Here is a 12,071-nt window from a genome sequence, read left to right on the forward strand (position 1 = left end):
CCCCTGCCTGCACCACAAGCTGCGTCACAGGCTGCGTCACACCTGCCTTCACAGCCTGTGGATCTGGCAGACGCGGGGCCAGGCCGCCAGACCGTGGGCGGCCTCGCCGGCCACGATCGCCGTCAGCTCCGGTCCGCGCGCGTCGTCGGGCAGGTCGACGAATCCGCGGGCGCGGTAGTAGGGCGCGTTCCACGGCACGTCCCGGAAGGTGGTCAGGGTGAGGGTGTGCAGGTCGCGGGCGAGTGCCCACCGCGCGGCGTGGTCCAGCAGAGCCGTGCCGAGCCCGCGGCGGCCGACGGCCGGATCCACGCTCAACTGGGCGACGTGGGCGGCGCCGTCGACGATCTCTAGGGTCAGGTAGCCGACCGGCCGGTCGCCGCCGATCGTGGCGACCGCCAGCCGTCCGTCGGCCAGGAACGGCCGCAGCGCGGACGGCGTGGGCGAGGGGTCGTCGGCGATCGCGTCCATGCCGACAGTCCGGAACAGCTCGCCGGCGGCGTCCTCGATCCGGCCGAGCGCGGGCAGGTCGTTCTCCCGGCCGTCGCGGATCCGCGTCCCTGGCACCCGCGGGCCGACCGTGCTCATGTCGACCGACGGTAGTGGCCTACCCTGGGGGCGTGTCCGAGCACCCCGCCGCCCCGGCCGGTCCCCCGCCGTTGCCGCCGGTCAAGGCCAACCTCGCGCACATCGTGGTGCCGCTGACCGGTCTGTGGTTCGTGCTCTCGGTAGTGCTCTTCTTCGTCCGCGACGAACTGCGCGCCCACGATGCGATGATCTGGTTCTGGACCTGCCTGGCCGGTTGGGTGCTCGGGGTCATCGGGCTGTCCATTTACGCCTGGCAGCGGCAGGCGGCCCGACGGGGCACCCGCTCGGCCAACGCGATGGCGTTGGAGGAGAAGATCCGCTAGCCCTGCCCGCCCTGGCTGCCGCCGAGGTCGTCGACCGCGAGGTCGGTCCAGCGGCCCAGGGCGGCGGCCAGTGCGGTGCGCCGGAGCGTCCAGTGACCGGTGTGCCAGGCCGATGCCAGGCAGGCACCCTCGATGCCGTCGACCCACCAGCCGCCGTCACCGTCCGGCCAGAACGCCACCCCGACGGTCCGGTCCCCCGCCGACACGGTGAGGGCGTCCACGGCGCGGAGGACGGGCAGACCGGCGCCCAGTGCGGTCGAGATCCGGTCCAGCACACCCGGGTCGAGTGTCGTCGAGGATCCGGGACCGGGCCGCACGGCGCTCTCGGAAGCGGTGCGCAAGTCCAGCAGGTCGGCCACCGACGCCGGGTCCGCACCGCCCGGGACCACCGTGGCCGGGTCCAGAAGTCCGGCGTACCAGGGGACGTCGAGCACCACAGCGTCCTCCGCCGGGACGGCCGACCCGTTGACGGCCCGGACGAACGCCGGCAGGGGCAGGTCCGGATCCTCGCGCACCAGCGCCACCACCGCGGCGGTGAGTGCGGGCACGGCGGCGGGCGGGACCGTGCGGGCCGGGTCGGCGTAGCGCTGCAGCAGGTCCCCCGGTTCCTGCCGGACCGCCTCCGACAGGTCGGCCGGCACCCCGATCGCTGCGGCCACCGACCTGTCGTCGGTGAAGGGGAAGTCCTCGTACAGGCCGCGCGGAATGGTGCCACCCGGCCGCATCCACGTTCCCGCCCGCCGGCCGTCGAACCGGGCGTGCTCGCCGATCCACCAGGCGGCGTACCCGGGACCGTCGCCGACCCCGGTGAGCAGCGCGGCGCGGGAGTCCCGTCCCTCGGCCAGCATCCGCAGCGCCTGCGGCCACCGGTCCTCGTCGACGAGATCGAGATCGGCGACCAGCGAGGCGGTGCCGCCGGTCGTGGCCACCCCGGCAGGCAACTGCTGCCACCACCGGTCCAGGTCGGCGACGGCGGCGAACCGGGGATCGTCCGGGTCGAAGGAGTCGTCCAGGGTGGTCTCGATGATCCCGAATCCGCTGCGCAGCCCAGCCGCGAGCAGCACCTCGGCCGGACGTGATGTCCAGTCCGGGTGCACCTCGGGCAGATCCGCGTCGTCGGCGAGCACGTCCGCGAGCACGGCGCCCGGCAGCAGCAGCTCCGCGGCCGGCCAGGCCAGCCCGTCCGCGTCGGTCAGCACCAGGACGCCCAGTGCCCCGCCGCGCCCGCCCGCGGCCGCGAGATCCAGTGCCACGCCGGCGAGATCGTCGAGTTCGTCGGGATCGGGCTCGGCATCGTCGAGACCGTCCCGGAAGTCGGCGAACCGGTCGAGCACCGCCGGTGCGGCCAGCAGTTCGTCGGCACCGGCCCGCTCCGCACCCCAGCGCAGCAGCGCGCGGTGGGCCGCGGCGGCGTGTACCAGCGGCAGGCCCGGCACGAGATCCGCCACCCGGGTGGCGATCTCCGCCAGGCTGTCGTCGGCGAGCAGGGTGCCGCGGGCGCCGATCCGGCGATCCCCGTCGGCGAGAGGCACCGGGACACCGGCCATGTCGTCGGCGGACCGGTCGGCGAGCAGTTCGTAGAGCCGGGACCAGAACTCCGCCGGACGGTCCAGCCCGGCCAGCGCCGCGACCGCCTCGGACAGGCTGCGCCGGATGATCCCGAGCCGGCGGGCGGCCGCCCGTCCCGCGGCGGTGTCCGGTTCCGGGACGAGTCCCGGAACCGCCTGACCCAGCAGCTCGGCAGCGGCCGGGCCGACGCCCTCCACCATGCTCGCCGCATCCGGTGTGACCGGGTCCCCGGCGGTGGAGACCAGCACCGGCGCGCTGCGCAGCGCCTCCAGCACCGACGACTGCAGCCGGCCGTCCACCTCTCCGACCGGGAACCCGTTGCCCGGCACCAGGTCCCAGCGACGGTCGGGGGGCAAGGACACCACGAGTTCCAGGTAGCCGGTGACCGCCTCCGCCATCAGGTGATCGGTCAGCGGGCCGGGCGCGAGCCTCCGGCGGGTGTCCTCCACCGGGAACGTCCCGACCAGTCCGGCCGGCAGGGTCAGCCGCTCGTCGGTGGGCATGGGGGCGCCGAGCTGCGGCGGGACCGGCGTGGCGGCGCGCTCGCCCGGGAGGTCCCACACGTCGGACGCCACGGGCGCCGCCGGGAGCACCCAGCTCAGGCTCCAGCGGGTCCTTTCCTGCTCCTCCACCGGCCGGTCGGCGAGCAGGTCCGGCGGGATGGTGCCGGTGCGGGTGACCACCCGGTAGGCCTCGGCGTCCCCGGAGGCACTGCGCAGCACCACCTCGCCGTCCGGGCCGTCCTCCCGCGCCAGCTCCAGCGTGCCGTCCGGGGTCCGTACTTCGAGCCGCCGCAGGTCCGGCAGCGAGAAGAACAGGTCGCGGGCGCCGCCGGCCCGCAGCCGGTCGAGCACCCGCTGCAGGTCAGGCAGCCGGTCCGGCGGAACGGCGAGTTCTACCTCGGTGACAACACCCGCGGAGATGTCGGTGGTGTCGAGCGCGAACGGCAGCCGGAGCGTGGGCACCCGGCCGTCCCGGCGCTGCACCTCGCCGCGCAGATCACCATCCGCCGCGTCGAGGAGGGCGGCCGTCGCCGCCCGGTCGAAGAACACCGCACCGGAGGTGGACCGCACCACGATGTGGTCCGAGATCGTCGACACCGCAGTGAACCCCACGCCGAAGTGGCCCACACCGACCTGACCCACACCATCGGCAGTCCCCCGCTTGGCGGAGGCGCGCAGCGACGCCAGCGCCGCCACGCCGTCCGCGGTGAGCGGGGCACCGGTGTTGGCGACGACCAGCACCGCACCGCCACCGGCGGCGGCCGTGACCCGGATCGCCAGGTGGGCCGGAACCCCGGCGGCCACCGCAGCGTCCACGCCGTTGGCGGCCAGCTCCTCGATCACCCGGTCCGCGTACCCGCCGAGCGCGAGCGCCTCCTCGGCGTTCGCGTCCTCCCGGAACCGGCGTGGCGAGGCCGTCCAGGCCTGGAGCACCGCCTGCCGGAGCTGCGCCGTGCCGAACGGATCCGCGGCGCCGGTCGGACCTACGGCCGACGGGTCCGCGGAGCGGTTCACGCGCCGGAGTCCTCCGCGGCGCTCTCCGCCGGGTCGGTCTCCTCGGGGCGGTCCCCGTCCGGGCCGGTCCCGTGCGCGACAGCACCTGCCGCGACGGAGGTCTCGGCGACCGAGTCCTCGGAGAAGTCGGCGACGGTGCCGGCGCCCACCTCGGCGACGGCCTCCGGGAGATCCGCGACGGCGTCGGGAAGGTCGGACACGGCCTCAGCCACGACACCGTCCGGCACGGCGTCCTCCGCCGCGTCGAGCGGTGCGGCGTGCGCGGCATCCTCCTCCGCGGCCTGCTCGGTGGCCATCAGATCGTCCAGCACCTTCAGGTCGGCCAGGTCATCGGCGTCATCGGTGGGCACCAGCTCCCGATCGCCCCCGTCCAGTTCGGCCAGCTCGGCCACATCCGACAGCTCCGCGAGATCCGTTGCCACGGCACTGATGTCGGAGAGATCCGGCTCGCCGTCGGCGACCGTGACCACCTCCCGCTCCGGCCGGGGGTGCACCTCGAGCCGCAGCTCGTCCACCACGTTCTCGCCGGCGGCGGACAGCGGCGGCAGCTCCACCACCACCTCGGAGTGCGCGCCGCAGCCGTACCCGGCATCGACGACCCGACCCTCGGCCGGACCGAACTCGTTGCCGCAGGCGCCCGCGACCACACCCAGCGACCCGGCGAGCGGGAGGTAGAAGCCGCAGCTGCTGCACCGGGCCGGGGCCTGGTGCGCCATGTCCGACGAGGGACCGAAGGGCCCGTCGTGCCAGCGCTCCGCGACGTCGGCGCGGCCGTCCCGGCTCATCACCCGGACCCGTCCGATGCCGAGCTCGTGCGCGACGTCCTCCACCGCTGGGTCGTCGGACTGGACGTAGGCGGGGACCAACCGCGGATCGTCGACCGGCGGCGGCAGCAGGTCGCCGGGTCCGATGTCACCGGAGCGGATCCGCTCGCTCCACGGCAACCAGTCCGGCGCCAGCAGCGCATCGTGGCCCGGCAGCAGCACCACCTCGCTGACCGTCGGCCGGTCGTCGCCGACGAACGCCAGCGTCACCGACCACACCCACCCGCGGTAGCCGGGATCGGTGGCGGCGAACAACGCGGACACCGCCACCTCGTCCTCCGCGACGGCGCCGGCGTACTCGCCGACCGCGGTCCCGGCAGGCAGGTCGGCGGCCAGCGCGGCCCGGGCGATGTCGATCGCATCCATCGGCAGGGTCACCGGGGTGCGGACGTCGGCAACGGGCGCGTCGATCGCGGCGACGGACGCTGCCGAGGACTCGACGGCGGAGTCGGCGGACTCGGAGACGGTCGGGGAACTCACCGGCCCATGATGCCGCATCATCGGCCCGGCTCCCGCCTCGTCGGCACCGATCCGGCTGTCCGCCGACGGACGGCGGGACCGGTACGGCAGGATGGGACCGTGCACGAGCCGGGCGCCGACCAGGGTCCCGCCGGACCCCGGCGGGAGGACGGGGCTGCCCCGCGCCCGGCATACCCCTACCCGCCTGCGGAGCAGCCGCCGACGGCGGCGCCACGGGCCCAGTCCCCGGACCAGGAGACGACCCAGATCCATCGGCCGCGCCGGCCGCCGGTGCCGCCGCCCCCGGACCAGCAGGCCCCCCGCTACCGACAGGCACCCTCGGACCGGCAGCAGTACCAGCGACCCGCGCAGCCGCCGGAGCGCCCGTACGCCGCGCCGCCGCCGGCCCGCCGGGTCGAGACCCACCGGCCGCAGCCACCGGCCGGCGACCGGTACCGCGCGCCGGTCGACCCGTACAGCGGTGACGCCTACGAGACGGAGCAGCTGCGGCGCCCGGCCGCACCCCCGCGGCGCGACCCCCGGCAGTACGAACAGCCGCAGTACGAACAGCAGCAGTACGAACAGTCGCAGTACGAACCGCAACAGTACGAGCCCCGGCAGTACGAGCAGCAGTACGAGCCGGAGCAGTACGAACCGCCGCTGCCCCCGCGGGTGCCGATGGACAAGCGGCCGCCGCAGCCCCGTGGCGCCCACCTGCCGCCGTACCGGGAGCCGCTGGCCGAGCCGCCGGCCAAGGCCCCGTCCCTGGACCCCAGCCGGGCCACCGGCGGCCGGAGCCCGCGCAAGCTGACGGTCACCCGGGTCGCCGCGCTGCGCAGCCGGGAGCTGACCCACCGCGGCGTGCAGCTGTTCCAGCGCGCCACCACGGCCGACGGCGCGGACCGGTCCGGCCTGGCCCACCTCACCTATGCGGTGATGGCGAACTACGCCGTCGACGCCGCGCTGATGGTCGCGCTGGCGAACACCATCTTCTTCGCCGACACCGGATCACCGGGCAAGGTGCTGGCCTACCTGGCCATCACCGTCGCCCCGTTCGCGGTGGTGGCACCGTTCATCGGCCCGGCACTGGACCGGTTGCAGCAGGGACGGCGGATGGCGCTGGCCATCTCCAGCTGGGGCCGGGCGCTGCTGGCCGTGCTGATGGCGTTCAACTTCGAGCCGTTCAACCCGTGGGTCATCTACCCGTGCGCGCTCGGGAACCTGGTGCTGTCCAAGGCCTTCAGCGTGCTGAAGGCCGCGCTCACCCCGCGGGTACTGCCCGAGCAGATCACCCTGGTCAAGACCAATTCCCGGTTGACCGTGTTCGGCCTCATCGCCGGCGGTGTGGCCGGCGGCCTGGCCGCCGGGATCCTGGCGCTCACCGGATCACCCGGCGCACTGATCTTCACCGCGCTGTGCGCGGTGGGCGGTGGCATCCTCTGCCTCCGGATCCCGGCCTGGGTGGAGTCCACCGAGGGCGAGGTACCGGTCAAGGCCGTCGGTCACTCGCGCACGAAACGCAGCCTGCCACCGCCGGTGGTCGCGACGTTGTGGGCGAACAGCACGATCCGGATCGAGACCGGCTTCCTGGCACTGTTCATCGCGTTCGTGGTGAAGAACCAGTACGAGCACCTGTCGGCGTTCACCCAGCTGCTGCTGCTCGGCATCGTCGGCGGCGCCGCCGGTCTCGGCGGGTTCGTCGGCAACGCGCTCGGCGCCCGGCTCAACCTGTCCGCGCCGGAGCTGATCTCGAACATCTCGCTCGCCGCGACCAGCCTGGCGACCCTGGTGGCCGCGATGATCCCGGGCCTGCTCACGGCGACGATCGTCGGCCTGGTGGGATCGACGGCGTCGTCGCTGGCGAAGGTCTGCCTGGACTCGGTGATCCAGCACCACCTGCCGGAGGAGAGCCGGGCATCGGCGTTCGGCAAGACGGAATCCGTCCTCCAGATCGCCTGGGTCTTCGGCGGTGTGGTGGGCCTGTTGATCGGAGGCGTGTGGTTCGGGCATGTGGCCGGGGTGTACTCGATCGGCTTCGGCGTGGTGACCGCGCTGCTGGTGATGGGCATCGCCCAGTGCCTGATGATGCGCAAGGGCCGCACGCTGGTGCCGGCGATCCGGCGCACGCCGAAGCCGTCCGGGGCGTCGAGGAAGAAGCCGGCCGCCGGCACCACGACTCCGATGGGCCCGCTGCCGACCACCCCGGACGTGCACGGGGCACCACCGGTGAACCCGGCGCCGCCGCCGGGCCGGGCGCCCTCCGCCGCTCCCCGCAAGGCCGGCCGTCGACCGCGCAAGGCGGGCACCGACCGATGACGAGGCAGCTCCCCCGGCTCCCCCGACTCCCCCGACTCTCCCGGCTCCGCGGCCTCGCGGCGCCGGTCGGTCTGCTGGCAGCTCTGTTGGTGCTGGCCGGCTGCACCGCGCCCCGACCGGACGTGACGTTCTACGGCAACCGGCACGACGTGCAGACCGGTCCGGCGCTCTGGTGCACCGTCGACGACGCGAACCTGACCTTCGCCTGCCCGGAGCAGGACGACGCGTCCTTCGCCCGGTTGTCGCTGCGGGCCGGCCAGGGTGTGCAGATCAGCGTCGGCGCCGAGATCGGCGACACCCCATGGGTGGTCTACGTGCAGTACCGCTCCGCGGACGGCACCGAGGACGCGCTGCGGACGGCCTTCTTCACCGACGGCGAGCTGTCGGCCACCGTGCACCCGCCGGAGGCCACCGACCAGCTGCTCCGGGTGGAGGTCCAGGCCGGCCTGATCCTCACCGCCACCGCGGACGGGTCGGGGGTGGACTACACCTCGACCCGGTCCTGGGTGCTGCTGGTGGATCCCGAGGCGGAGCCGTCACCGGACGAGGGCACCTCGAGCTGACCGGCGGGACCCGTCAGGCGTCCAGCTCGTTGGCGACGGCGCGCAGCACAGCGGCGATGCGGGAACCCATCGCCCGGTCCGGGTAGCGACCGCGGCGCAGGTCCGGCAGCGCCTTGGACTCGAGCAGCTTGATCATGTCGTCGACCAGGCCGTGCAGCTCCTCGGCCGGCCGGCGGGTGGCGGCGACCACCGACGGCGGGGCGTCCAGCAGCTGCACCTGCAGCGCCTGGGGACCGCGGCGGCCGTCGGCCAGGCCGAACTCCACCTTCTGCCCGGGCTTGAGGGCCGCGACACCCGACGGCAGGGCGCCCGACCGGACGTGCACGTCGGCGCCGCCCTCCTGGGCGATGAAACCGAAACCCTTGTCGGCGTCGTACCACTTCACCTTGCCCGTAGGCACCTGACTCACCCGTCCGTCGTGTCGCTGCGTTCTCCGGACCGATTTCGGCCCGGCTTTCCAGCGTACTGGTCGGCCGGGCCGGACCAGGACCGGTTTCCTCGGGCGACGATGAGCCGCGACTCACGTCCCGGCGCCGACCAGCCGCGATATCCTCTCGGGGTGAGTGCCACCGAAGCCGCCGCCGACCGCCCGCACGCCGGCACGATGTCCAGGGTGAAGAACCGGCGCAAGGCCGCCCCGCTGGCCAAGGCCGGGATGATCCTGTTCGCCCTCGGCGTGGTGGCGATCTTCGCCGACATGATCCTGTTCGCGGCCGGGTCCAGGGACCTGCCGCTGTGGCTCAACCTGGGCGCGATGCTGGCCCCGGTCGGTCTCGGGCTGGGCCTGCTGGGCGTGGTCCTCGAGGCCCGCAAGGGATCCCGGCGCACCCCCGCCTGACCCTGCGAGCAGCCGGCCGGGCAGTGACTCGGAGGGTCAGTGGACGGTGGCCAGCAGGTAGCCGTCGAGCCAGGCCGGGAACGCGGTGAGGTCCTCCAGTACGACATCGGCGCCGGCCGCGGCCAGCTCGAGCGCACTGATCGGTCCGGTGGCGACCGACACGGACAAGGCGTCGGCCGACCGGGCGCCGGTGATGTCTCCCAGGTGGTCGCCGACGTAGACCTCGGCGCCGTGCTCGCGCAGCGCCACCGCCTTGGCCGAGCTCCACAGGTCGCCCACCACGTCGATCTCCGGCAGGCCCATCCGCTCCAGGTGCAGGCGCGCGGTCGGCCCGTACTTGGCCGTCACCACCACCACCCCACCGCCACGGGAGGTCACCGAACGGACGGCCTCCACCGCACCAGGCATCGGGACGGTCGCCGGCACCACCAGATCCGGGTAGAGCTCCCGGTACCGGGCGACCAGCTGGTCGCACACCTCCGGGGCGAGGTCGTAGCGGGCGAACTCGTGCGCCAGCGGGGGGCCCAGCCGGGTCACGAAGGCGCGGCCGTCCAGCGGGATCCCGGTCTCGGCGGCAAGGACGTCGAAGACCTCGATCATCCCGACGCGGGGATCGATGAGGGTCATGTCGAGGTCGAAGCCGACGGTGAAACGCACGTCCCCGAGGGTAAGCCGCGTTCCTGGGCGGACCGTTCCCCCGGACGGCCTCGATGCCCGAAGGTGACCCAGCCGTTACCCAGCGTGTGAATCAGGCCACAGCGCCGCAGGTCTGCGTGTTCCGGCACACCACGGAGAGTGACCATTCTCCGTTCCCGAACCAGGGCCCGGACGCGGTGGCTGCCTCTACGCTGGCCGGATGAGCCGGCGCGTCGCACTGCCCGACGGCGTCGCCGACCCGAACCGGACGGCGCGCCGGTGCTGCACCGTGCTGCTGCTCCTGGTGCTCGCGTTCATCGGCTGGATCGTGCTCAAGCCCGGTCCTCCGGCCGGCGTCGCGCAGCTGGGTCTGCGCGGCTATCTCTGGCACGGTGGGCGGCACGGCCTGCCCAGCTGGGTCAGCTTCGACTTCGTCGAGAGTCTGGCGAACGTCATCATGTTCGTCCCGCTCGGCCTGTTCGGGGCGCTCGCCGTGCCCCGAATGCAGTGGCTGGTCTGGCCGGCCTGCACCGCGCTGTCCGGGGTCATCGAGACGCTGCAGGCCCTGCTGCTGCCGGGTCGCTACGGCATGGTCGAGGACGTGGTGGTGAACAGCCTCGGCGCGCTGATCGGGGTGCTGCTGGCCGTGCCGGTGCTGGTGTCACGGCGCCGCCGCTATCGTCGCGCGGCGGCCGGGCGCCGGTCCGCGAAGGACCGGGTGCCGCGATCGGCCCGTCAGACGCCGAACGGGTCGGTGGTGCGGCCCACCAGGTCCGCCACCGAGTTGATCACCAGCGACGGCCGGAACGGGTAGGCGTCGATCGAGGCGGTGGTGGAGATGCCGCTGAGCACCAGGATGGTGCGCAGACCGGCCTCCATGCCGGCGATGACATCGGTGTCCATCCGGTCGCCGACCATCACCGTCGACTCCGAGTGGGCGCCGATGGCCCGCAGCGCCGACCGCATCATCAGCGGGTTCGGCTTGCCGACGAAGTACGGCGTGCGCCCGGTGGCCTTCTCGATCAGCGCGGCCACCGCGCCGGCCGCGGGCAGCACCCCGGCCCGGCTGGGACCGGTCGCATCCGGGTTGGTCGAGATGAACAGCGCGCCCTTCTCGATGAGCCGGATGGCGGTGGTGATGGCCTCGAAGGAGTACGTCCGGGTCTCGCCGAGCACGACGTAGTCGGGATCACGGTCGGTGAGAACGTACCCGGCCTCGTGCATCGCGGTGGTCAGCCCGACCTCGCCGATCACGTAGGCCGAACCGTGCGGACGCTGCGAGTCGAGGAACTTCGCAGTGGCCAGCGCCGAGGTCCAGATCCGGTCCTCCGGGATGTCCAGGCCGGAGGACAGCAGTCGGGCCCGCAGGTCACGCCGGGTGTAGATCGGGTTGTTGGTGACCACGACGAAGTTGGTGCCCAGCGCTGTCAGCTCACCGATGAACTGGTCCGCGCCGGGGACCATGTGCTCCTCGTGGACCAGCACACCGTCCATGTCCAGCAGGTAGGACCACTTCGTGCCGTCCGTCGTTCGCTCGCTCACCGGTCCATTCTGGCGGATCCGCTGCCGCCGCCCTACCGTCGGCGGATGGACGCCGCCGTGACCGACCCGACCCGGGCGGAACTGCTCGATCACCTGCAGCGCGAGTCGGCCAGGTTCGCCGGCCTGCTGGGCGACACGGACCCGGCCGCCCCGGTCCCCAGCTGTCCGGACTGGACGGCCTCCGACCTGCTCTGGCACCTGACCGAGGTGCAGGCGCTGTGGCGGACGGTGGTGCGGGACCGGCTGCACGGCCCGGCCGCGGCGCAGGCGGCGGCACCCGACCGCCCCGCCGACCATGCCGAGCTCCTCGCCCTGTTCGCCGGGACCAGCCGGGACCTGCACCTGGTGCTGTCCGATACCCCGTCGGCCACCGCGGTGTGGACCTGGGCCGACGACGAGGCCGACCACAGCGCGGGTTTCGTGCTGCGGCGGCAGGCGCACGAGGTCCTGGTGCACCGGCTGGACGCCGAGCTGGCCGCCGGCGCGGTGACCCCGTTCGACCCGGCGCTCGCCACGGACGGGATCGACGAGGTGCTGCACGTCATGTACGGGGGCTACCCGCCATGGGCCGACTTCGCCGCGGGCGGCGGCACGGGCCGGGTGGTGGCCACGGACACCGGGCGCAGCTGGGACCTGCAGCTCGGCCGCTTCACCGGGACCGGCCCGGAGAGCGGCCGCGAGTTCGACGAGCCCACCCTGCTGGTGGTGCCCGGTGGGCGGAGCGCGGTCGATTTCACCGTGTCCGGGACGGCCTCGGAGCTGGACCGGTGGCTGTGGAACCGGCCGGGCGATGTGGCGATCGACGGCGACGACGCTGCCGTCGCGGTGTTCCGGGAGATCCTGGCCGGCGGGGTGCAGTGACAGTCCTGCTGTGACAGTCGGGCAGCTGCAGGGGTGCA

General features: G+C 73.7%; 12 protein-coding genes. 6 read left to right on the forward strand and 6 right to left on the reverse strand.

Going from position 1 to position 12,071, the window contains the following annotated elements; genetic code table 11:
- Positions 1-48: 48 nt before the first annotated feature.
- Positions 49-585: a GNAT family N-acetyltransferase gene (locus GIS00_RS23880; RefSeq protein ID WP_154770980.1), complete on the reverse strand. Its 537-nt coding sequence runs from the start codon at positions 583-585 to the stop codon at positions 49-51.
- 32 nt (positions 586-617) lie between these two features.
- On the opposite strand from GIS00_RS23880, the gene GIS00_RS23885 reads away from it, so the two are divergent.
- On the forward strand, positions 618-908 hold the full coding sequence (locus GIS00_RS23885; RefSeq protein ID WP_322098371.1) for a DUF2530 domain-containing protein: 291 nt from the start codon (positions 618-620) through the stop codon (positions 906-908).
- Here GIS00_RS23885 and GIS00_RS23890 read toward each other — a convergent pair.
- A complete protein-coding gene (locus tag GIS00_RS23890; RefSeq protein WP_154770981.1) occupies positions 905-3,994 on the reverse strand; it encodes a sacsin N-terminal ATP-binding-like domain-containing protein in 3,090 nt (1,029 codons plus the stop codon). The genes GIS00_RS23885 and GIS00_RS23890 overlap by 4 nt on opposite strands.
- Positions 3,991-5,298 carry a DUF3027 domain-containing protein gene (locus tag GIS00_RS23895; RefSeq protein ID WP_322098372.1) on the reverse strand — a complete coding sequence of 436 codons (1,308 nt, stop codon included), beginning with the start codon at positions 5,296-5,298 and terminating at the stop codon, positions 3,991-3,993. Before GIS00_RS23895 ends, GIS00_RS23890 begins: the two co-directional genes overlap by 4 nt.
- A 99-nt stretch (positions 5,299-5,397) precedes the next feature.
- Here GIS00_RS23895 and GIS00_RS29165 point away from each other — a divergent pair, with 99 nt between their 5' ends.
- Both GIS00_RS29165 and GIS00_RS23905 read left to right on the forward strand, forming a co-directional pair.
- Complete coding sequence (locus tag GIS00_RS29165) at positions 5,398-7,593, forward strand: MFS transporter (RefSeq protein WP_322098373.1); 2,196 nt, start codon at positions 5,398-5,400, stop codon at positions 7,591-7,593.
- Positions 7,590-8,156 carry a DUF2771 family protein gene (locus GIS00_RS23905; RefSeq protein WP_154770982.1) on the forward strand — a complete coding sequence of 189 codons (567 nt, stop codon included), beginning with the start codon at positions 7,590-7,592 and terminating at the stop codon, positions 8,154-8,156. Before GIS00_RS29165 ends, GIS00_RS23905 begins: the two co-directional genes overlap by 4 nt.
- Positions 8,157-8,169: 13 nt before the next feature.
- On the opposite strand, the gene GIS00_RS29450 is transcribed toward GIS00_RS23905, so the two are convergent.
- Complete coding sequence (locus GIS00_RS29450; protein WP_407666919.1) at positions 8,170-8,556, reverse strand: cold-shock protein; 387 nt, start codon at positions 8,554-8,556, stop codon at positions 8,170-8,172.
- A gap of 159 nt (positions 8,557-8,715) precedes the next feature.
- Between GIS00_RS29450 and GIS00_RS23915 the strand changes: the two genes are divergently transcribed.
- Entirely contained in the window at positions 8,716-8,994 is a 279-nt protein-coding gene (locus GIS00_RS23915; RefSeq protein WP_230314071.1) for a hypothetical protein, read from the forward strand.
- Positions 8,995-9,030: 36 nt separating this feature from the next.
- Here GIS00_RS23915 and GIS00_RS23920 read toward each other — a convergent pair whose 3' ends face one another.
- Positions 9,031-9,651, reverse strand: a complete 621-nt coding sequence (locus GIS00_RS23920) for an HAD family hydrolase (protein WP_322098374.1) — start codon at positions 9,649-9,651, stop codon at positions 9,031-9,033.
- Positions 9,652-9,850: 199 nt separating this feature from the next.
- On the opposite strand from GIS00_RS23920, the gene GIS00_RS23925 reads away from it, so the two are divergent.
- Positions 9,851-10,444, forward strand: coding sequence for a VanZ family protein (locus tag GIS00_RS23925; RefSeq protein WP_154770984.1), 594 nt, complete (start codon positions 9,851-9,853; stop codon positions 10,442-10,444).
- On the opposite strand, the gene GIS00_RS23930 is transcribed toward GIS00_RS23925, so the two are convergent.
- Complete coding sequence (locus GIS00_RS23930; protein ID WP_154771022.1) at positions 10,366-11,124, reverse strand: HAD-IIA family hydrolase; 759 nt, start codon at positions 11,122-11,124, stop codon at positions 10,366-10,368. The two genes, GIS00_RS23925 and GIS00_RS23930, sit on opposite strands and share 79 nt — an antisense overlap.
- A gap of 93 nt (positions 11,125-11,217) precedes the next feature.
- On the opposite strand from GIS00_RS23930, the gene GIS00_RS23935 reads away from it, so the two are divergent.
- Complete coding sequence (locus GIS00_RS23935) at positions 11,218-12,033, forward strand: maleylpyruvate isomerase family mycothiol-dependent enzyme (protein WP_154770985.1); 816 nt, start codon at positions 11,218-11,220, stop codon at positions 12,031-12,033.
- Positions 12,034-12,071: the final 38 nt, after the last annotated feature.

Source organism: Nakamurella alba, assembly GCF_009707545.1.
GTDB classification, from domain to species: Bacteria; Actinomycetota; Actinomycetes; order Mycobacteriales; family Nakamurellaceae; genus Nakamurella; species Nakamurella alba.

Excerpts from the sequence above, each read along its gene's own strand:
- GIS00_RS23880 (WP_154770980.1), bottom strand. The coding sequence starts at position 585 with ATGAGCACGGTCGGCCCGCGGGTGCCAGGGACGCGGATCCGCGACGGC.
- GIS00_RS23905 (WP_154770982.1), top strand. The coding sequence starts at position 7,590 with ATGACGAGGCAGCTCCCCCGGCTCCCCCGACTCCCCCGACTCTCCCGG.
- GIS00_RS23925 (WP_154770984.1), top strand. The coding sequence starts at position 9,851 with ATGAGCCGGCGCGTCGCACTGCCCGACGGCGTCGCCGACCCGAACCGG.
- GIS00_RS23930 (WP_154771022.1), bottom strand. The coding sequence starts at position 11,124 with ATGGACGGTGTGCTGGTCCACGAGGAGCACATGGTCCCCGGCGCGGAC.
- GIS00_RS23935 (WP_154770985.1), top strand. The coding sequence starts at position 11,218 with ATGGACGCCGCCGTGACCGACCCGACCCGGGCGGAACTGCTCGATCAC.